Origin of the sequence: Streptomyces sp. NPDC101776 (genome assembly GCF_044766845.1) — a bacterium.
Classification (GTDB): Bacteria; Actinomycetota; Actinomycetes; order Streptomycetales; family Streptomycetaceae; genus Streptomyces.
On record NZ_JBIWMV010000003.1, the window covers coordinates 1 to 20481 of the forward strand.

General features: G+C 71.0%; 17 protein-coding genes and 1 pseudogene. 5 read left to right on the top strand and 13 right to left on the bottom strand.

Annotated features, from left to right (window positions below; translation table 11 throughout):
• Positions 1 to 91: 91 nt before the first annotated feature.
• From ACIRRY_RS11425 to ACIRRY_RS11440, 4 genes are all read right to left on the bottom strand, one after another.
• Positions 92 to 679, bottom strand: a complete 588-nt coding sequence (locus ACIRRY_RS11425; RefSeq protein WP_403970909.1) for a TetR family transcriptional regulator — start codon at positions 677 to 679, stop codon at positions 92 to 94.
• Complete coding sequence (locus ACIRRY_RS11430; protein ID WP_403972228.1) at positions 676 to 2169, bottom strand: MFS transporter; 1494 nt, start codon at positions 2167 to 2169, stop codon at positions 676 to 678. The genes ACIRRY_RS11425 and ACIRRY_RS11430 overlap by 4 nt, the downstream gene beginning before the upstream one ends.
• A 93-nt stretch (positions 2170 to 2262) precedes the next feature.
• Positions 2263 to 3480, bottom strand: coding sequence for an FAD-dependent monooxygenase (locus tag ACIRRY_RS11435; protein WP_403970911.1), 1218 nt, complete (start codon positions 3478 to 3480; stop codon positions 2263 to 2265).
• 112 nt (positions 3481 to 3592) lie between these two features.
• Positions 3593 to 4288: a ribonuclease H gene (locus ACIRRY_RS11440; RefSeq protein WP_403970913.1), complete on the bottom strand. Its 696-nt coding sequence runs from the start codon at positions 4286 to 4288 to the stop codon at positions 3593 to 3595.
• A 112-nt stretch (positions 4289 to 4400) separates the two neighbouring features.
• Between ACIRRY_RS11440 and ACIRRY_RS11445 the strand changes: the two are divergent.
• Positions 4401 to 4883, top strand: a pseudogene (locus tag ACIRRY_RS11445) (low temperature requirement protein A); the annotation flags it as partial.
• Positions 4884 to 5131: 248 nt separating this feature from the next.
• Here ACIRRY_RS11445 and ACIRRY_RS11450 read toward each other — a convergent pair.
• The gene (locus tag ACIRRY_RS11450) at positions 5132 to 5926 is read right to left on the bottom strand and encodes a VOC family protein (RefSeq protein WP_403970915.1); all 795 of its coding nucleotides are present in this window, start codon (positions 5924 to 5926) and stop codon (positions 5132 to 5134) included.
• Positions 5927 to 6232: 306 nt separating this feature from the next.
• Between ACIRRY_RS11450 and ACIRRY_RS11455 the strand changes: the two genes are divergently transcribed.
• From ACIRRY_RS11455 to ACIRRY_RS11470, 4 genes are all read left to right on the top strand, one after another.
• Complete coding sequence (locus ACIRRY_RS11455) at positions 6233 to 7675, top strand: family 2B encapsulin nanocompartment shell protein (protein WP_403970917.1); 1443 nt, start codon at positions 6233 to 6235, stop codon at positions 7673 to 7675.
• Positions 7676 to 7703: 28 nt separating this feature from the next.
• Positions 7704 to 8753, top strand: coding sequence for a family 2 encapsulin nanocompartment cargo protein terpene cyclase (locus ACIRRY_RS11460; RefSeq protein ID WP_403970919.1), 1050 nt, complete (start codon positions 7704 to 7706; stop codon positions 8751 to 8753).
• Positions 8754 to 8802: 49 nt separating this feature from the next.
• Positions 8803 to 9678, top strand: coding sequence for a geranyl diphosphate 2-C-methyltransferase (locus ACIRRY_RS11465; protein ID WP_403970921.1), 876 nt, complete (start codon positions 8803 to 8805; stop codon positions 9676 to 9678).
• A 101-nt stretch (positions 9679 to 9779) separates the two neighbouring features.
• Entirely contained in the window at positions 9780 to 10673 is an 894-nt protein-coding gene (locus ACIRRY_RS11470; RefSeq protein WP_403970923.1) for an SGNH/GDSL hydrolase family protein, read from the top strand.
• On the opposite strand, the gene ACIRRY_RS11475 is transcribed toward ACIRRY_RS11470, so the two are convergent.
• From ACIRRY_RS11475 to ACIRRY_RS11510, 8 genes are all read right to left on the bottom strand, one after another.
• Complete coding sequence (locus ACIRRY_RS11475) at positions 10636 to 11304, bottom strand: TetR/AcrR family transcriptional regulator (protein ID WP_403970925.1); 669 nt, start codon at positions 11302 to 11304, stop codon at positions 10636 to 10638. The genes ACIRRY_RS11470 and ACIRRY_RS11475 overlap by 38 nt on opposite strands.
• Positions 11301 to 13307: a CocE/NonD family hydrolase gene (locus tag ACIRRY_RS11480; protein WP_403970927.1), complete on the bottom strand. Its 2007-nt coding sequence runs from the start codon at positions 13305 to 13307 to the stop codon at positions 11301 to 11303. Before ACIRRY_RS11480 ends, ACIRRY_RS11475 begins: the two co-directional genes overlap by 4 nt.
• Entirely contained in the window at positions 13304 to 15034 is a 1731-nt protein-coding gene (locus ACIRRY_RS11485) for a dipeptide ABC transporter ATP-binding protein (RefSeq protein ID WP_403970929.1), read from the bottom strand. The genes ACIRRY_RS11480 and ACIRRY_RS11485 overlap by 4 nt, the downstream gene beginning before the upstream one ends.
• On the bottom strand, positions 15034 to 15912 hold the full coding sequence (locus ACIRRY_RS11490; protein ID WP_403970931.1) for an ABC transporter permease: 879 nt from the start codon (positions 15910 to 15912) through the stop codon (positions 15034 to 15036). Before ACIRRY_RS11490 ends, ACIRRY_RS11485 begins: the two co-directional genes overlap by 1 nt.
• On the bottom strand, positions 15909 to 16865 hold the full coding sequence (locus ACIRRY_RS11495) for an ABC transporter permease (RefSeq protein ID WP_403970933.1): 957 nt from the start codon (positions 16863 to 16865) through the stop codon (positions 15909 to 15911). The genes ACIRRY_RS11490 and ACIRRY_RS11495 overlap by 4 nt, the downstream gene beginning before the upstream one ends.
• 2 nt (positions 16866 to 16867) lie before the next feature.
• The gene (locus tag ACIRRY_RS11500; protein ID WP_403970935.1) at positions 16868 to 18451 is read right to left on the bottom strand and encodes an ABC transporter substrate-binding protein; all 1584 of its coding nucleotides are present in this window, start codon (positions 18449 to 18451) and stop codon (positions 16868 to 16870) included.
• 198 nt (positions 18452 to 18649) lie between these two features.
• Entirely contained in the window at positions 18650 to 19408 is a 759-nt protein-coding gene (locus tag ACIRRY_RS11505) for an ABC transporter permease (RefSeq protein ID WP_403970937.1), read from the bottom strand.
• A gap of 160 nt (positions 19409 to 19568) precedes the next feature.
• Positions 19569 to 20234, bottom strand: coding sequence for an ABC transporter substrate-binding protein (locus ACIRRY_RS11510; RefSeq protein ID WP_403970939.1), 666 nt, complete (start codon positions 20232 to 20234; stop codon positions 19569 to 19571).
• Between the last annotated feature and the right edge of the window lie 247 nt (positions 20235 to 20481).

The following is a 20481-nucleotide window of genomic DNA, read 5'->3' on the forward strand; positions in this document are numbered from 1 at the left end:
TCTGGCACAACGACAAGACAGGGCAGCCAGTCAAGCGATCACTGACCGCCTATGATCACTGACCGCAACGACACCCCTCGGACTCATTCATCTAGGACGTCAAGTGGGCCTGCACAGTGGGCCCGTAGAGATCCACGATGGTGTCGATCGACGTCGCGCGGAGTCTGGTGCTGCGGGCGATTCCGTACATGACACCGAGGCCCAGGACGGTCGCCACGACGAGTTCGGCGCGCAGGGCCGCTTCGGGGCCAAAGAGACGTCCGGCGAGGCGATCGACCACGTGGGCGCGGAAGTTGACGCGCAGGATGTCACCCTGGTCGCCCTGAAGGGGCGCGAACACGATCCGCAGCAGCGGGTCGGCGCCCCGCTCGCGCTGGCTGACCAGGACGTGCCGGACCATGTGGCGGCCGAGTCCGTCGAGCGGGGCGTCCAGCAGGTCCTCCGCGTCGGCCTCGAAGGACATGACGCGGGCGAAGAGGGCGTCCTTGTTGCCGAAGTACTTGAGGATCAACGGCGCGCTGACACCGGCGCGTTCGGCGACCGCCTTGAGCGTGATGTCGGCGTGCGCGTTGCGCGCGAGGAGGTAGCGGGCGGCCTTCAGAATGGCCGCCTTGGTCGCCTCGGCGTCCCGGCGTGCGGGCGGGGACGCGGTGGGAGGAGTGGTGCTCACGGCACTCATGCTCCCTCCAACGCCTCGTCCCGTACGCCCTCGGCACGGTCCGGGGCACGCCGTGTGTCGTCGGGGGCGGGGTCGCCCGGGATGGTCAGTGCCGCCGCGCTGGCGGCCAGGGCGATGACGCCCGCGATGCCGAACGCCATCAGGTATCCGTGCAGCGTGGGCAACGGAATCCCGCCTACCGGGCTGGTGTGGTGCACCAGTACGGCGGCCACCACGGCGCTGGAGACGGCCTGCCCGATGGTGCGCATCAGGACGTTGACGCCGTTCGCGGACGCGGTCTGACCGGCCGGGACCGCGCGCAGGATGAGCGTGGGCAGCGCCGAGTAGGCGAAGGTGGTGCCCGTGGCCACGACCGTCGCGCCGAGGATGATCGTCCACAGGTCGCGGCTGTCGGCGATGCGCACGACATAGCCGAGCGCGATGATCGCGGTTCCGATGGCGAGCGTGACGCGCGGACCGCGGGCCGCCGAGATCCGGGCCGAGAGGGGGGAGAGCAGCAGCATGATGACACCGCCGGGCAGCAGACACAGGCCCGTCTGGACGATAGACAGTCCGAGTCCGTACCCGGTCGCCTTGGGCGCCTGCACCAGTTGGGCGGTGACCAGGGAGTTGGCGTAGAACGCGAAACCGGTCAGCAGGGCCGCCACATGTGACAGGCCGACCCGGGGCCGCAACACCAACCGCAGGTCCACCAGCGGCTGTTCGAGGCGCAGTTGCTGCCACCACCACAGGCCGAACACGACGACGGTGGCGAGGAACAGCGACAGGATCCGCGGACTCCCCCACCCCCACTGACCGCCCTGGGACACCCCTAGGAGGAGACACACCAGTCCCACGGCCAGTCCCAGCGCGCCGAGCACGTCGAAGCGGCCGGGCTCCCGGACGGGCGACTCGCGCACCGCCCACCAGATCCCCCACACGCCGATCGCACCGAGCGCGCTGGTCGCCCAGAACATGACGTGCCAGTTGGCGTACTGCACGATCAGCGCCGCGAGCGGCAGTCCGAGCGCGGCGCCGATACCCACCGTGGAACTCATCAGCGCCACCGCGCTGCCCCGGCGCTCCGGCGGAAGTTCGTCCCGCAGGATGCTGATCGACAGGGGGACGACGGCGGCCGCGGCGCCTTGCAGGGCGCGGGCGGTGATCAGTACCCGGATGTCGGAGGACAGCGCGCACATGACCGACCCGACGGTCATCATGCTCAGGGCGCCGATCAGGACCCGCCGCTTGCCGTACATGTCGCCGGCCCGGCCGAGCACGGGGGTGAGGACGGCGCCGGAGAGCAGGGTCGCGGTGACCATCCAGGAGACGGCGCCCGCGGAGGAGTGGGTCAGCCGGGGCAGGGACGGCAGCAGCGGGACGACCACGGTCTGCATGACCGCCATGAGGATCCCGCCGAACGCCAGCACCGGAATGGTGAGCCGCTCCCGCACGGGGGTCCGCCCGGCGGTGCCGCCGGGCGGGTCGAGTATCGGGAGGGGCTGGCCCATGGGCACTCCAGCTGACATGAAAAAGAGGGTGAATGGCTATTCACCTTACCCGGTGAATAGCCATTCACCCAATGCGCTCGGGAGGCCGGCGCCCTACTTGCGTGCGGCGAGCGCCCGCGCGTGCACGGTCCGCGCGACCTTGGGACCGAGCCAGCGCTTGAACCGGCGCAGCGCCTCCAGCCGTCCCGCCGCCTTGTCGAGGCCGTAGTAGACCTGCGGCGGGACGTACGGCAGCAGCGGCGAGTGGCGCTGCCCGAGCAGCGCGAACATCCGGTGCGGGGGCAGGTGGATGTAGCGCTGAAGGTTCTCGTACCACTGGGCGCTGTAGCGGGCCGCGCTCTGGATGGACAACAGGGCGGTTCTACGGCGCTGTTCGTAGGCGGCGAGGGCCTGCGGCAGTTCGCCGTGGTCGCGCAGGGCGTCGGCGAGCGCGATGGCGTCCTCCAGGGCGAGGGTGGTACCGGCGCCGATGGAGTAGTGGGTGGTGTGGGCGGCGTCGCCGAGCAGGACGAGGTTGTCGCGGTGCCAGGTGCGGTTGGTGAGGGTGCGGAAGTTGAGCCATTGCGCACTGCCGTCGGACGAGGCGCGGCCGATCAGGGAGTGGCCGTCGAGGAGGTCGGCGAAGAGCTTCTCCAGAAGGGCGAGTCCGTCGGCCTCGGCCGCGGTGTCGAGGCCGAGGCCGGTCCAGGTCTCGGGTGCGCACTCGATGACGCAGGTGCTGCCCTCGGGGCCGAACGCGTAGCCGTAGCACCAGATCCAGCCGTGGTCGGTCTCCACGAAGGCGAAGGTGAAGGAGTCGAAGACCTTGCTGGTGCCGAGCCAGATGTACTGGTTGCGGCCGGGCCTGAGTTCGGCGCCGAAGTGGTCGGCGTGGCGGCTGCGCAGCGCGCTGTTGACGCCGTCGGCGGCCACGATCAGATCCGCGTCGGGCAGGTCGTCGGCCGTCACCTCGTGCTCGAACTCGAGCCGTACGCCCAGGGATCTGGCCCTTTCGGCGAGGATCTTGAGGAGCCGGTGACGGCCGATGCCGTGGCCCTCGTCCCCGGGTTGACTGGTCGTCAGGTCCCGGATGCGGGCGACGCCGTCGCTCCAGCGCACCGAGTGTTCGTCCACGGCCTGCGCCGACTCGGGGTCGTACTCCCGGAGTTGGTCGAGCAGTCCACGCCAGTACGTCACGCCCCAGCCGTAGGTCGAACCCTCGGCGTTGCGCTCGTAGACGGTGATGTCGTGGGACGGGTCCTGACGCTTCAGCAGGATCGAGAGATACAGACCGGCGGGCCCGCCTCCGACACAGGCGACCTTCACGCGCACACCCCTGGAGATTACTCAAAGTGGTCAAGTGGAACCGCAGAGTAGCAGGCTGGCGGCATGAAAAGGTCCCATCGACCTCGGGCCGATGGGACACGTCGAAGGAGGCGGGGGCTTACGCCTCGGCCGTGACGCACTCCGGGTGGCCCCAGCCCTTGGGGTTCTTGCTGATGGGCTCGCCGGCCGCGTAGGCACGGCCGCAGAGGCAGCGGCCGGGGAACTTGGCCTTGATCGTGCGGGAGGCCGAACCGGCGCTCTTGCGGGGCGACTTGGCGGCGGCGGAGCGGGCGGGCTTCTTCGGGGTGTCGGGCGAGGGAGGCGGTTGCGGGGAACCGAGGTCGCTGCCCGCGGGCTCCTGGACGATGGCGGCCTGGCTGGCCGCGCGGTCGGCGAAGTCGTTCAGGGGATCGCCGTCGACCTGGTGGGCGGGGACGTAACGGAACTCCACGGAGCGGCCGCCCAGCAGTTCGTCGATACGGACGACCAGTTCCTGGTTGGCGACCGGCTTGCCGCCGGAGGTCTTCCAGCCGTTGCGCTTCCAGCCCGGCAGCCAGGTGGTGACCGCCTTCATGGCGTACTGCGAGTCCATCCGGATCTCCAGCGGCACGTCCGGTGCGGTCGCCGTCAACAGGCGCTCCAGCGCGGTGAGTTCGGCGACGTTGTTGGTGGCCTTGCCGAGCGGCCCCGCCTCCCAGCGGGCCGGGCTCTCCGCGTCGTCCGACACGACCCACGCCCAGGCGGCCGGCCCGGGATTCCCTTTCGAAGCCCCGTCGCACGCGGCCACCACACGTTCAAGCATGCGCCCGATCATGCCATGGCCGCGGCCCCGGGTCCGCGCCGCCCCGTAAGCCCGAAGTCCCCGTCGGCCGCCCCGCGGACACGCGCGGCCCGGCGACGGCCCCTGTCACGAGCCGACGAACGCGCTCACCCTGGCAGTCGGTCTGGTCGCCGTGGTCGTCGGCTTCGGCGCGTGGTGGACGTACTTCGACTTCGCGGGGCACCGGCTGCCGAGGGCCACGCGCGCGAGCGCCCTGCAGTGGATGGTGGTACATCTGCCGATCACGGCCGCGGTGGCCGCCACGGGCGCCGCGATGGTCGGCCTCGTCGAGCACGCCCACGACAGCCGGACGCCCGCCGCAACGGCCTGGGTGCTGTGCGGGGGCGCGGCCGTGGTGCTCTGCGCGACGATGGCGCTCGCGGCGACCCTGCGCGCCTGGACCGAGAACCCCGGGCTCTATCGGCCGCTGTCCCGCACCTGTGTGGCCATGGCCGTCCTCGCGGTGGGAGTCGGCGCCCTGCGCCCGGCTCCGCTCGTCCTCGGCCTGGCGCTCGTCGTGCTGCTCGGCGTCCCCTGGGGACTGGCCGTGGCCAACCGCGTGTCCCACTACGAGGAGCCGGCCACCTGATCCCGCGCCGGCGTCAGGGCGTCGAGGGCCGCGTCTCGGTCCAGTCGACCATCAGCCGGCGCTCGGCGAAGTACCAGGCGCCGTCCTGCTTGCTGAACTCGTCGAGGTAGCGGCGCACGGCTTCGCGGGAGCCATCAGGGCATGGCTGAAGGACCCGTCCGTCACGAAGGACGACATGGTCGACGCGGCCGTGGCCTGCGCCCCCGCCTGGTGGGCGGCCGACGGCCGGTGACGCACGACGTTCCCGCTCAGACGTCGGTCAGCTGCGGCATCTCGCCCTGGGTCGTGGTCATGTCGATCACCGAGAACGAGGCGCCCTGCGGGTCGCTCAGGGCCGCGAACCGCCCGAAGGGGCTGTCCATGGGGCCGAAGCGGAGGATGCCGCCGAGCTTGGTGGCCCTGGCGACGGCGTCGTCGCAGTTGTCGACGGAGAAGTACACGTTGACGTACGACGGCACCTCGGGCGGGAACTCCTCGCCCATCTGCATCCGGCCCAGGACCGTGTTCTCGCCGAGGTTGTAGACGCGGAAGTCGAAGGTGGTGTCGTCCACCTGCCGTGCCGAGTACGGGAAGACCGCGGGGAAGAACCCGTCCGCCTTCGCGGGCTCGCGGGTGAAGACCTCGGCCCAGGCGTAGGCGCCGGGCACGCCCGCGGCCTCGAAGCCCTCGTGCGTGCCGCCCTGCCACACGCCGAAGACCGCGCCGCTGGGCTCACTGGCCAGGCACATCGTGCCGAAGTCGCCGACCTGCATCGGCTCCATCAGCACCTGCCCGCCGCTCTCGCGGATCTTCGCCGCGGTGGCCGCCGCGTCCGGTGACGCGAGGTACAGGCACCACTGCGACTGCCCCTCCTGGCCCGGCATCGGCGGTACGACAGCGGCTACGGCCTTTCCGTCGACGTAGGCCTGCGTGTAGTTGCCGTACTCCGACGACGCGTCGCCGAAGGTCCAGCCGAGGACGTCGCCGTAGAAACTCTTCGCTCCCTCGACGTCACTGAACATCGCGTCGGCCCAACAGGGCGTTCCCTCAGGTTGTACGGCCATGGCTGCGGCCCTCTCCGGTAGGTCGGGGTGTCTGGGTCGGGTTGTCCTGGATTCTCACGCTAGTCACCCGGGGAGCGGGACGCGCGCCGAACACCGGAGCGCGCGGGGTCCCATTCGCGCGAGGCGTGTCCGCGCCCCGTGCGCCGGGGTGCGAGGACGAGTTCCTGCCGCCCCCGCCTCGATCGCCGGGTTTACCGACTCCCGGGCGTGAAGCCGCCCCCTTCGCGCGGTTACCGGTCCTGGGCAGGACTGTTTGGCTTGTAAACCGACGACGCGCTCACCCCTGTTCACCTCCCGGGAGGGAAAGTGTCCACTCCGGAAAGCGCCCACGGATCCGCCACCGACGAACCCGAGCCCGCGACACCCGGCGACGGACAACTCACCAGTCTCAGCACCCTGGCGGCACGCCGGCTCGCCACCACCACCAAGTCCGAACCGCAGATGCAGGCCATCACCTCACGATGGCTGCTGAAGATGCTGCCCTGGGTGGACGTGAAGGGCGGTGCCTACCGGGTCAACCGGCGGCTCCAGCTCAGCGTCGGCCGCGGCCGGGTCCGGTTCGAGCAGAACGGCGCCGACGACATCAAGGTCATCCCCGAGACGCTCACCGAACTGCCCGTGCTGCGCGGGTACTCCGACACGGAGGTCCTGAAGGAGATCGCGGGCCGGTTCCGGGTCCGGGAGGTGCGGGCCGGTCAGGTCCTGTTCGAGGCCGGCCAGCCCGTCACCGAGAACTATCTGGTCGCCCACGGCCGCTTCACCCGGTACACCGCCGGCCAGTACGACGAGGAGGAGATCCTCGGCGTCGTCACCGACGGCGACCAGATGGGGGACGAGGCGCTCGGGCAGTCCGATCCGCTGTGGCTGAGTTCCGTGCGCGCCGAGACCGCGGGCGTCCTGCTCGTACTGCCCTGGGAGGTCGTGGCCGAACTCACCGACCGCGCCCCGTCGTTGGCCGCCCATCTGGAGGCGTACGCCGCGCGGCAGCGGCTGCCGATGAACCGCAAGGGCGAGGCCGACGTCCCGGTGCAAGCCGGTCATGTGGGCGAGCCGACCCTGCCCGGCGGCTTCGTCGACTACGAACTCGCCCCGCGCGAGTACGAGTTGTCGCTCACCCAGACCGTACTGCGGGTGCACACCAGGGTCGCCGACCTCTACAACGACCCGATGGACCAGACCCAGCAGCAACTGCGGCTCACGGTCGAGGAGATCCGCGAGCGCCAGGAGTGGGAGCTGGTCAACAACCGGGAGTTCGGGCTGCTGCACAGCGTCGACTACACCCAGCGCATCAGCACCTTCACCGGCCCGCCGACCCCCGACGACCTCGACGAACTCCTCGCCATGCGGCGCAAGACACGGCTCTTCCTCGCCCACCCGAAGGCGATCGCGGCCTTCTTCCGGCAGTGCAACAAGCGCGGTCTGGTGCCCGGCACGGTGAACGTCGAGGGGCACGAGATCCCCGCCTGGCGCGGAGTCCCGTTCTTCCCCTGCGGCAAGATCCCGATCACCCCGCAGCACACCAGCAGCATCATCGCGCTGCGCACCGGCGAGGCCGACCAGGGTGTCGTCGGGCTGTTCCAGACCGGTATCCCGGAGGAGTTCCAACCCGGTCTGAACGTGCGCTTCATGGGCATCGACTCCGCCGCGATCATCCGCTATCTCGTCACCGCGTACTACTCGATGGCCATCCTGGTCCCCGACGCGGCGGGGATCCTCGAGAACGTCCAGATCGGCCGGACCGCCGGATGACGGCCCGACCGACGGCCCGGAGAACCTCATGACCACACCCACCACGACCTTCCCTCCGCTGCCGGGGCCGCCGAACCTGGCGAGCACCGTGCGGGCCGGACGCACCGGGGCGATCCCCGGCCTCACCTACCGGCCCGCGGTGCCCGCCGATCCCGAGAAGGCCGCGGAGATCGACCGCAGGCTGGAGGCCTGGGCGCGCGAGCTCGATCTGTTCCCGGCCGCGTGGGACGGGGACTTCGCCGGGTTCCAGTTCGGCCGGGCCGTGGTGCTCCAGCACCCGGGGGCGCTGGACCTGGAACGGCTGACCGCCGCCGGCAAGCTGCTGCTCGCCGAGAACATCGTCGACTCCTGCTACTGCGAGGAGGACGAGGGCAAGGGCGGCTCGCACAGCGGGCTCGGCGGACGACTGATCCTCGGGCAGTCGGCGCTCGACCCGTTCCACTCCGCCCCCGAGTTCGAGGAGGAGTGGCGGCACGGCGTACAGGCGGACGGGCCGCTGCGCTCGTACCACTTCGCCCTGCGGGACTACGCCCTCCTCGCCACCCCCAGCCAGACCGACCGGTTCGTGCACGACATCGCCCGGCTCCACCTCGGGTATCTCGCCGAGGCCGCCTGGGCCGAGATCCGGTACAAGCCGCGCGTCTGGGAGTACCTGGTGATGCGGCAGTTCAACAACTTCCGCCCCTGTCTGTCGATCGTGGACGCGGTCGACGGCTACGAACTGCCCGAGCAGGTCTACGCCCGGCCCGAGATCCAGCGGGTCACGGCCCTGGCCTGCAACGCCACCACGATCGTCAACGACCTCTACTCCTTCACCAAGGAACTCTCCGACCCCGACCACCTCAACCTGCCGCAGGTCGTCGCCGCCGAGGAGCGGCGCGGGCTGAAGGCGGCCTATCTGAGGTCCGTCGAGATCCACAACCGGATCATGGACGCCTTCGAGGAGGAGTCCGCGGCACTGTCCGCCGCCTCGCCCCTCGTCGAGCGCTACACCCAGGGTCTCGCCGCCTGGGTGGCCGGCAACCACGAGTGGCACGTGACCAACAGCCACCGCTACCACCTGCCCAACTACTGGTAAGAGTCCGGTCCCTGACGTTCTGTCAGACGCATCACGCTAGGAGTCACCGTTGACCACCACCGACGCCGGCATCACCGCACCACCGGTGCCGACCCAGTCCACGTACCAGAACCGTGTCGCGGACTACTGGAACGCCGAAGAGAACCCGGTCAACCTCGACCTCGGACAGCTCGACGACCTCTACCACCACCACTACGGGATCGGCGGGGCCGACGAGTCCGTGCTGGAGGAGCCCGACCCCGTCCGGCGCCGGGAGCGGCTCACCGCCGAACTGCACCGCCTGGAACACGCACAGGCCGAACTCCTCGCCTCCCATCTCGGTCAACTCTCCCCCGCCGACCGGGTGTTCGACGCCGGCTGCGGACGCGGCGGCGGCAGTGTGGTGGCGCATCTGCGCCACGGCTGCCGGGCCGACGGGGTCACGATCTCCGCCAAGCAGGCCGAGTTCGCCAACACCCAGGCGCGCAAGCGGGGCATCGACGACAAGGTGCGCTACCACCACCGCGACATGCTCGACACCGGCTTCCCGACGGGTGCGTTCTCCGCGTCGTGGAACAATGAGTCCACCATGTATGTGGAGTTGGACCTGCTGTTCGCCGAGCACGCGCGACTGCTGCGCCGCGGCGGACGCTATGTGGTGATCACCGGCTGCTACAACGACACCTACGGCCGGGCCTCGCGCGAGGTGTCCCTCATCAACGCCCACTACATCTGCGACATCCACCCCAGGTCGGAGTACTTCCGGGCGATGGCCCGCAACCGGCTGGTCCCCGTCCACGTCCAGGACCTCACCGCGGACACCATCCCCTACTGGGCGCTGCGCCAGCAGGCCGACCATCTGGTCACGGGCATCGAGGACACCTTCCTGTCCGCCTACCGCAACGGCAGCTTCCAGTATCTGCTGATCGCGGCCGACCGCGTCTGAGTCCCACCGCTCACCGCGGCGCAGTCGGGCGTCTTCCTCCTGCCGCCCGGCTGTGCTTGCCTGAGTGACCGTATTCCGGTGCCCGGGGCGGGAGTTGCCGTATGCGGAAGCCATGGACCGTGGGTGTGGTGCCGGCCGCAGTGCTCCTCGGCGCGTGCACGGATCCGGTGTCCGGGCCCCAGGTCGCGCCGCCGACCCCCTCCGTCTCCGTGTCCACCGCCGCACCACGACGGGCACCGGTGGTGAGGTCGGCGCCCCGTGTGCTGTATCTCGGGGACTCCCTCGCCATGGAGGCCCAGAACGTGCTCGGGCGGGAACTCCGCGGGACGCTGGACGCGACGTACACGAGCGCCCCGTACTCGGGGACCACGCCGTGCGACTACCTGGAAGGCACCGGGAAGGGTTCGCTGGTCCCGGACGGGCACAAGGCCGCCGCCCTGGTGCGTGCGCTGCGTCCGGACTTCGTGGTGCTCCAGTTCTGGGACAACGCCTGGGGCTACACGCCCTGCATGGACGGGATCACGTACGCCGCCGACCGGGAGACGTACTTCGACCGGTACACGGCCGACCTCAGGAAGCTGACCGCGCAGATCGCGACCGCCGGGGGTGCCGAACGACCCACGATCGTCTGGGTGTTGCAGGGGCCCGCCCCGATCGCCCCGGAGCGGGTCAAGGCCGTGAACGCGCTCTACGCGTCGCAGACCAGGTCTACGGGGGACCTCGTCGCCGACGCCGGCCGGACCGTGAGCCCGGCCGGAGCCCGCTACACCTGGACCCAGTACCTGCCCTGCACCGCCTACGAACACGCCCACCCGGACTACTGCACCCAGCCGTCCGCCGGTCGCACGGCTCTGCACCTCGACAAGGACCCTCTGCACTTCTGCCTGGCGCCGACGACCGCGACGCCCAGACCGTGCCCGGTCCCCTCCCCCGGCATTCTGCGGATCGCGAGGGAGATCACCCAGGTGATCGGCGCCCAAGCTCTGTCTCGATGAGCCGGTTGAGGTGCCGACGCGCGTCCTGCGTGCTCAACGGCGGTGCCTGGCGCAGCCGTTGCAGGGCGAGGCCGTCGGCGAGGGCGGCGAAGCGGACCGTGAAGCCGTCGAGGTCGTCGGAGCCGAACTCCCCGTCGGCGACGCCCCGTTCGGCCAGGGCGCGGATCTGCTGATGCCAGCTCTCGTAGCGACGGGCCTGACCGCCGCTGAACGCCTCATCGGTGCCCTGCTCACCCGCGTTCCAGTAGTCGAACCACATCCGCCAGTGCCGGTCGGTGTCCTCGGTGAACAGCGCGTCGACGAGCAGCCGCAGCGCCTCGGCCCCGCTCGTCGCCTGCTCGGCGGCCTCCCTCAACTCGGCGTAGTAGCGCTCGATGTGCAGCACCATCGCCTCGGAGAGGATCTCCTGCACACTGCCGAAGTGGTAGGTGACGGTACCGACGGAGACCCCGGCGGCGGCGGCCACGTCCCGTACGCCGACCGAGGCGTAGCCGCGTTCCGCTATCAGCGGGACGGCCGCCTCGACGATGAGCCGGCGGCGCACCTCGGTGGGCTGCCGGGTGCGGTCGGCGGCGGCGACGGCACGGCGGGGGGACTTCGCGGCCGGCTGGGGCTGCTTGGCGGCCGTCATCCCGACGTCCTCGGGGTGGTGCGGTGCCATGCGCGCTTGGCCACTGTCTCTCCGTTCGCCCGTGCTTCGACGCGACTGTCCATGACGAAGTCCGCGCCGGTGGCGCGCAGCTCCGTCCGCGTCATGATCTCAGCGTCCCACTCGTCCCCGCGCCGCAACCGGATCCGCCACTCCGACACGGCGTGCGCCGACAGCGGGTCGTCGCTCCGGATGCGGTACGTCTCCCGCGCGCTCTCCTCGTAGCGCAGCCCGTCCGGATACGTCCGCGAGCCCCCGTAGTTGGGGTCGACCTCCAGCGTCCACTCCCCCTTGGCCACATCGTGCGTGACCAGCCGCTCGGGCGTCGGCTCGGCGGGCCGGTCGTAGGTCACGTCGAGCGGGACCGCCTGTTCGGGCTCCTCGAAGCGGATCGACGGTTCCGATCCTCCTTCGCGCAGGGGCAGTTGTACGGCGCTCTCGGCGGGCACGACCCGCAACTCGCCGCGCTCGCCGTGCGGCCAGACCCACGGCCAGTAGGTGTCGGAGACGGCGAGCCGGATGCGGTGGCCGGGCGGGATCGCGTAGCCGATGCCGGTCAGCTCGAACTCGACGTCCTCGTACGTCCCAGGGGTCCACTCGACGGCCCGGTCCCGCCCGTGCCGGCTCAGCAGGTTGAGCACGCCACGGGTGACGAGCGTGGACGAGCCGTCCGGGGCGACATCGCAGAGGCGGGCGATGACGTGGGCGCGCGGGGTGGCGCTGTCGAGGCGGAGCCGGACGCGCGGTCGGCCGAGGATCTCGACGCGTGCGGTGAGCGGCTCGGAGTCGAAGCACACCGAACGGCCGTCCTCCTCCCGCTGGTCCGGCGGCAGGTCGCTCGCGTTGCCGAAGGGGAAGAAGCGCCCGGCGTCGAGGCCGGTGTGCTGCGGGGAGCGTACGAGAACCGGCGCCTCGCTCACGCCTAGGCGCCGTGAGTCCCAACTCACCTTCGGGCTAGGCCACTTGACGTCACCCACCCAACGGCCCGGCAGCACGTCGTACGACGTCGCCGGCGGGACCGGGTCGGTGATCCAGGCCCGCAGCAGGGGCTCCTCCATCGCTCCCGTGTCGATGCCCTTGAGGTGCTGGTCCCACCAGCGCAGGGTCTCCTGGAGGAAGCCGATCGCCGGGCCGGGCGGCAGTCCCCGGTCGGGGTACTGGTGCGACCACGGGCCGACGATCCCCCGGACGCGGTCCTCGGGCAGGTGCTCGACGAGCCGCAACACGGCGTCCCGGTAGGGGTCGTTCCAGCCGCCGACCGCGAGGACGGCCGCGTCGATCGCGGTGTAGTCCTCGCAGACACTGCCGTGCTTCCAGTACTCGTCGCGCTGTTGGTGCCCGAGCCAGGTGTGCAGGAAGGGTTCGAGGGCGTCGAGGCGTTCGCGCCACATCGGCAGCCAGCGGTCCGCGCCCACGTTCGCGGGGTCCGGCGGGCGGGAGGCGAAGGCGAGCATGGTGCCGGCCCAGGCCAGCATGTCGATGCCGAGGACGGCGCCGCCCGTGTAGTGGACGTCGTTGTCGTAGCGGTCGTCGGTCGAGCAGACGGTGACGATCGCCTGCAACGGCTCAGGGGCGAGGGCGGCGATCTGGAGCGCGTTGAAGCCGCCCCACGAGATGCCGAACATGCCGACCTTGCCCGTGCACCAGGGCTGCGCCGCAAGCCAGTTGACGACGTCGACACCGTCCGCGAGTTCCTGCGCGTCGTACTCGTCGCCGGGCAGGCCCTCGCTGTCGCCGTGCCCCCGGATGTCCACGCGCACGGAGGCGTAACCGTGTCCGGCGTACCAGGGGTGGCGCTGGGCGTCGCGGGGCGCGGTCCAGTCGCTCTTGCGGTAGGGGAGGTATTCGAGCAGCGCGGGCACCGGCTCCGACTCGGCGTCGTCGGGCCGCCAGACGCGTGCGTGCAGTCGGGTCCTTCCGTCCCGGGTGGGGATCCAGACGTCCTCGCGGACGACCCGGCGCTCGAACTGTTCGCGGTACCTCACGAAACTCCTTCCGCCACAGGGGCGTTGAGGGGGCGCCAGCGTCGGACGCGGTGGCCGTCGTCGCCCTGGTCGGTCCAGATGTCCTCGCCGTCCGCCGCGTCGGCCCAGTCGGCGGTGTCGTCGACGTAGGGCTGCGCGTCGGGGTCGGGTTCGAGGGCGGCTGCCATCAGTTGGCGGGTGTAGGGGTGCCGGGGGTCGGCGAACACCGCCTCCGTCGGGCCCTCTTCGACGACGACTCCGTGGCGCAGTACGACAACGCGGTCCGCGAGGCCCCGTACGACGGCCAGGTCGTGGCTGATGAACAGACAGGCCAGGTCACGCTCGCGCCGGAGGTCGTCGAGGAGGCGGAGTACGTCGGCCTGGACCGACACGTCCAGGGCGGTGGTGATCTCGTCGGCGATGAGCACGTCCGGCTCGCCCGCCAACGCACGTGCGATACCGATGCGTTGACGCTGACCGCCGGAGAGCTGCGCGGGCAGCCGGTCGGCGAGGGCGGGGTCGAGGCGCACGTCGGCGATGAGCTGTCGGGCCCGCTCGGCTGCCTCCGTGCGGTCGGGCACCGTGCCGAAGAAGCGCAGCGGGTGGCGGACCGCGTCGCCCACGGAGCGGCGGGGGTTGAGCGAGGTGTCGGCGTTCTGGAAGACGAGCTGTACCCGGCGGCGCAGGGACAGCGGCCGTTGCTGCGCCGGGCGGGCGAGGTCGCCGTCCGCGTGACGCATCGTGCCGCCGGACGGGGTGCGCAGTCCGGCCAGGGTCCAGGCGAGGGTGGACTTGCCGCTGCCCGACTCGCCGACGAGGGCGAGGACTTCGCCGCGCCGCACGTCGAAGGAGACGCCGTGCACGGCACGGGTGGTGCCGTAGTCGATGGTGACGTCCTGCGCGGAGACGGCCACCGGCGCGTCGGCGGGCACGTCGGCCTTGGGCCTGACCTCCCGCTCCCCCGCCTCGCCGACGACCGCGAGCCCCGCGTCGTCGAGGCGCGGCACGCTCGCCAACAGGCGCTTGGTGTACGGGTCCTGGGGCCGGGCGAACAACTGCCGGGTGGGCGCCGATTCGACCACCCGGCCGGAGCGCAGGACAGTCACCTCGTCGGCCATGTGGGCGACGACCCCGAGGTCGTGGCTCACCAGCACGGCGGCGAGGCCGAGTTCGTCGCGCAGGGCGGCGATCAGGTCGAGGACGCCGCGCTGGGTGATGACGTCCAGGCCGGTCGTGGGCTCGTCGAGGACCAGGACCTTGGGCCGGGCCGCGATGGCCATGGCGATGGCGACGCGCTGCTGCTGTCCGCCGGACAGTTCGTGCGGATAGCGCCGGGCCAGGTCGGCGGGGTTCGGCAGCCGGACCTGTTCGAGGAGTTCCGTGACGGGCACCTCTCCGCCCGCCTCGGCGATCTGCCGTCCGATACGCATGGAGGGGGTGAGGGCGTGGCCGGCGTTCTGGCCGACCATGGCGACCGTGCCGCCGCGCAGTCCTCGCAACTCCCGTGCGGGCAGGGCGAAGACGTCGGCGTCGGCCACCTGGACCGAGCCCCCGGTGATCCGCGATCCGTGGCGCAGATGCCCGAGGAGGGTCGCGGCGACGGTGGACTTGCCGCTGCCGGATTCGCCCACCAGGGCATGCGTCCGCCCCTCGGCGACGTCCAGCGACACCTCGTGCACGACAGGTACGTCCCGGCCGCCCGAACGGTAGGCCACGGAGAGGGAGTTGACGGAAACGATCGAGGCCATCAGGAGCCCTCCCTGATCCGGTCGACGCCCCACGCCTTGGACAGGCCGTCGGCCGCGAGGTTGAGCCCGACCACGAGGGTGGCCAGGGCGATGATGGGCGCGAGGCTCGCCATCGGGACGACGGTGATGGCGGTGCGGTTCTCGGCAACCATCAGGCCCCAGTCGGGAGTTGGCGGGTCGGCGCCGAAGCCGAGGAAGGACAGCGAGGAGATCAGCAGCACGACCCACGAGGCCCGCATGGCGAACTCCACGCACACCACGTCCGTGATGTTCGGCAGGATCTCCCGGCGCAGGATCGACCAGGTGCTCTCGCCCCGGGCGCGGGCAGCGGTGACGTAGTCGGCGGGGACGACCGCGAGGGCGGCGCCGCGCACGACGCGGACGACCTGCGGGACGTAGACGATCGCGACGGCCAGGACGATGACCGCCGGGCCGGTGCCGAGGGCGGTGACCACGACGAGCAGGGCCAGGACCGAGGGGATCGACAGGATCGCGTCCAGGACGCGGCCCAGTACGTCGTCGAACCAGCCGCCGCGCAGTGCCGCCGCGCAGCCGATGACCGTGCCGAGAGCGACGGTCAGCAGGGTGGCGGCGACGGAGACGCCGAGTGCGTACCGGCCGCCGTAGAGGACGCGGGCGAGGACGTCGCGACCGTACTGGTCGGTGCCGGCCCAGTGCGACCAACTCGGGCCGAGGAGCGCGTGGTCGGCGTCGTTGGCGATGGGGTCGTAGGAGGTGAGGAGGGGCGCGAGCAGGGCGATCAGGACGTGGACGGCGACGATCGCGAGGCCGACGAGCGCGGTGCGGGAGCTGCTCAGGGTGCGCCAGGCACGGGTACCGCGTGCGGCCATGGTCGGGGCGGTGGCGAGCGTGGTCATCGGGTCCTCCCTCGGGTGCGGAGCCTGGGGTTGAGGGCCATGGTGGCCAGGTCGGCGGCGAAGTTGCAGACGACGTAGACGACCGCGCTGATCAGGGCGACGGCCTGGATGGTGGGCAGGTCGCGGTTCTGTACGGAGGAGAGCATCAGCTTGCCGATGCCCGGGTAGTTGAAGACGTTCTCGACCACCGCGACCCCGCCGACCAGCCACGCCACGTTGAGCGCGATGACGTGCAGGGTGGGCAACAGGGCGCTGGGCAGGGCGTGCCGGGTGACGACCCGCCAGGTGGAGAGGCCCTTGAGGCGGGCGGTGGTGACGTACTCGGTGGCCATCACGTCGATGACCGAGGTGCGGGCCATGCGGACGATGTACGCGGCCATCACCACCGCGAGCGCGAGGGCGGGAAGCCATACGGCGGGCAGGAGTTGGCCGACGGTGGCGTCCGGGCCGTAGAGGACGACGGCGGGGAACCACGGGAGGGCGACCGAGAAGCACAGGACGAGGACGGTGGCGACGACGAACTCGGGGACGCTCATGCCGACGAGGCTGACGGTGGAGATGAGGTGGTCGGGCCAGCGGTCGCGGTAGAGGCCCGCGAGGATGCCGAGGACGATCGAGCCGGTGACCGCGAAGAGGACCGTGATGACCGCTATCAGCGCGGAGTTGCCGAGGTACATGGACACTTCGCCGCCGACTGCCTTGCCGGAGACGAGGGAGGTGCCGAAGTCGCCGTGGAGGGCGCCGCCCACCCAGTCGAAGTAGCGCTCCCAGGCGGGCTTGTCGAGTTTCAGTTTCTCGCGCAGGGCGGCCACGGCGTCCGGGGTCGCGTCCTTGCCCAGGATCTGGGTGGCGACGTCGCCGGGCAGGGCCTGGACGGCGAGGAAGACGAGGATGGAGGAGAGGAAGAGGGTGCCAACTGCCGCTGCTATGCGGCGGGTTATGAAGGAGAGCATGGTCAGGCTCCCTTCAGGCCGATGTTGAGGTAGTCGAACTCGAAGCCGTGCTCGGCGTATCCGCGTACCTTGCGGGAGATGCCGACGAGCCGGTCGGCGAACATCGGGGTCATCGCCCCGCCCTTCTCGATCACCAACGTCTGCGCCTCGCCGTAGAGTTCGCGCCTCTTGGTGTCGTCGATCTCGGCGCGGGCCCGGTCGAGGACCGCGTCGAAGTCCTTGTCGGACCAGGCGGTCTCGTTGTAGGAGGAGCCGCTGCGGAAGATCTGGGTGAAGAGCTGGTCGACGGGCCGGCCCGTGAACCAGTAGGTGGCCATCAGCGGCTTCTTCATCCAGATCTGCGTGTAATAGGAGTCCGCGGAGGCCGTCTTGACCTTGATGCGGATACCGGCCCGCTTCGCCGAGTCCTGGTAGGCGAGCGCCATCGGCGTGAAGAGCGGGTCGTAGGACGAGGTGTGGAGGTCCATCGCCAGGCCCTCGTGGCCCGCCTGCTTGAGCAGGTACTTCGCCTGTTCCGGGTCGTGCTTCGGGTGCGCGGTGATGTGGGCCGGGTCGCTGGGTGGCACCGGGTTGTCCCAGCCCGCCGTGCCCGCTCCCTGGAGGGCGACCTTCACGACGTGCTCGGGGTCGTAGGCGAGCTTCATCGCCTGGCGGACGCGGACGTCGGTGAAGGGCTTCTCGGTGGTGAGCATCGGGAGGACGTACCACTGGGCGTTCTTCACGCGGGCGATGGTCGCGCGGTCCGAGGCGGCGACCACGCGGGCGGTCGCGAAGTCGAGGTTGGTCTGCGAGAGCAGGTCAACCTGCCCTGCCAGCAAGGCGTTCGAGCGGGCCGACATGTCGGCGACCGAGTAGAAGGCGATCGCGTCGAGGACGGGGCGGCCCGCCCAGTGGTCGGCGTACGCGGTGACGCGGCCGGGGCCCGCCGGTGCGAACGACTCCAGCTTGAAGGGGCCGGTGCCGATGCCGGTGCGGCCGATGGACTTCGCGCTGCCGTCGGGGACGACGTAGCAGTTGTAGTGCGTCAGCAGGCTGGGGAACTCGGCATTCGGCGTCTTCAGCGGGACGACGAGGGTGTGGGCGTCGGGTGTGCCCAGCTTCGCCGGGTCGATGAGCGGGGCGAGGACCGCGGCCTGCGGGGACGCCGTCGCCTTGTCGAGGATGTGGCGGAGCGTGTAGGCGGCGTCGGCGGAGGTGAAGGCGCGGCCGTTGTGGAAGGCGACGCCCTTGCGGAGGCGGAAGGTCCAGGTGCGGGCCTTGGCGTCGGTCTCCCAGGACTCGGCGAGGTCGGGGGCGAGGTCGCCGTCCGGGCCGATGCGGACGAGCCGGTTGTACAGGGCGCCCAGGTACTCGTAGGCGGACAGCGAGCTCGCCGGGTCGAGGGTCTCGGCGTCGGAGGCGGGCGGCCGGGCGATGCGCAGGGTGCCGCCGCGGTCGGGGGCGCCTTTCGCGGCGGCGGCCGGCAGGACGGGGGCGGCCTCCGCCCCGGTACAGCCGGTCAGCAGCCAGGACCCGCCGAGTGCCGCCGCCGAGGCGAGGCCCGCGGTGAGCACCGACCGGCGGCCCGGGTGGTGGATGTCGGACATGTACCGACCGTCCTTGTCGCTATTCGTTCAGCTATTCGTTCAGCGGAACGATTGAGTGAAGTGCGTGAACGATAACGAGGGGATGGTTTCCCGCCAACCCTTTGGGCGCGGAAATTAACGTCCGAAACGCACTGGTTACGCGGAGGCGTCGCGCAGGGGGCGCGGGGACGGACCGTGCGGTCGCTCCGGGGCGGTCGCTCAGCCGGTGGTCTCGCGGGCCCAGGGCAGCAGCGCCCGCTCCGCGAGGACGACGGCGTAGAAGAGCAGCACGCTCATGGCGCTGAGCAGGGCCATCGCGGCGAACGCGAGGGGGGTGTCGGCGTTGCCGCCGGAGGCCACGATGACGTAGCCGAGGCCCTGGTCGCCGCCCGCGAACTCGCCGACGACCGCGCCGACGACGGCCAGGGTGACGCCGATGCGCAGGCCGACGAAGACCTGGGGCAGGGCCCAGGGCATGCGGAGCTTGCGGTAGGTCTGCCAGCGGGACGCGGTGCGGGAGTGGGCCAGCTCGGTCAGTTCCAGCGGGACGGACGTCAGTCCCGCCATCGTCGAGACGACCACGGGGAACCAGGCGAGCAGCGCCACCATGAAGACTTTCGGGGCCGTCCCGAAGCCGAGCCAGACCACGAGGAGCGGGGCCACCGCGATCTTCGGTACGGCGTTGACGGCGACCAGGAGCGGCATGATCGCGCGCTCCACGCCCCGGGACGCGGTGAGCAGGACGCCGGTCGCGAGTCCCGCGCCCACTGCGAGGCCGAAGCCGACGGCCGTCTCGGTGAACGTCTGCCAGCTCTGCCGGAGCAGATAGCCGGGCAGCCGGCCGAAGGCGTGGACGACGTCGGGCGGCGAGGGCAGCAGGAACGGCCGGATGTCGAAGGCGAGGGTGATCAGCCACCAGCCGGCGAGCGCGCGCCCGGCCGCGAGGACCGGCGGTCCTGCCGACAGGACACGCCTCACGCCGGGACTCCGCGCTGCCAGAACGCGTTTCACGCCGGGGCCTGCGCTGACGGGACGCGTCTCACGCCGGAAGCCCGCGCGGACGGGACGCGTCTCACCCCGGAGGCCCGCAATGCCCGGACGCAACTCACGCCGGAGGCCCGCGCGGACGGGACGCGTCTCACGTCGGGGGCCTGCGGCCGATGGTCGAGTAGGTGAAGTGGCCGCGCACCACGAGCCGCGGGTCGGTCACCAGCCGGTCCAGCTCGTCGAGTTGGGCCTCGGTCATGCCCGCCGCGAGGAACTCCCCCCGGGTCTGCGCGATGTTCCCGGCGATGAGCAGCGCACCCGCGGTGCCGCCCGGCCAGGACCGGGAGTGGATCACGGTGTCCACGTCGGTCAGGCCCGCCTCCAGCATGGCGGCGGGCACCCGGCCGGCCCAGGTGGGGTCGTTGCCGTGGGCGGGCAGGTAGGTGCTGTAGGGGAACACGACGACGTGTTTCGACCTGGCCTGCACGGTGGCCTTCTCGACGGTGGGGCGGCCGATGAGGAACGTGCTGAGCGCGTCGGCCTTTCCGCCGGCGAGGGCCGGGCCCAACTGGACGGGCTGGACGGCGATCCAGCGGATCTTCGCGGTGTCGATGCCGGCGAGCTTGGCGTAGCCGGGGAAGAGCAGTTGGTTCACGGAGTTGGCGGCGGCCGCGATCCGTTTGCCCTCCAGGTCCTTCGGGGTGGTGATGCCCGAGCCCTGCATCGCCATGATGGAGACGAGGGTGCGCTGGTGGACGGCGAGCACGGCGCGGAAGTCGCGATAGGCCGTGGAGTTCTCGGCACCGGCGGAAATCATCGCGCCCGTCAGGTCGAGGCTGGTGAAATGCGCTTTCCCGGCGGCGAGGGCCTTGAGGTCTCCCCGGTGGCCTTTCCGGTGGCCTTTCCGAGTTCGATCCGCACAGCGATTCCGGCGTCCCGGAAATAGCCCTTCTGCTCGGCCACCCAGGCGAAGGCGTCCCGTCCCGCCGCACCGAAGGCGGTGACGTAGGTGAGCTGGTCCTTTGCCGAACTCGTGCTCTTGGAGGAGGAGTTGGAGTCCCATT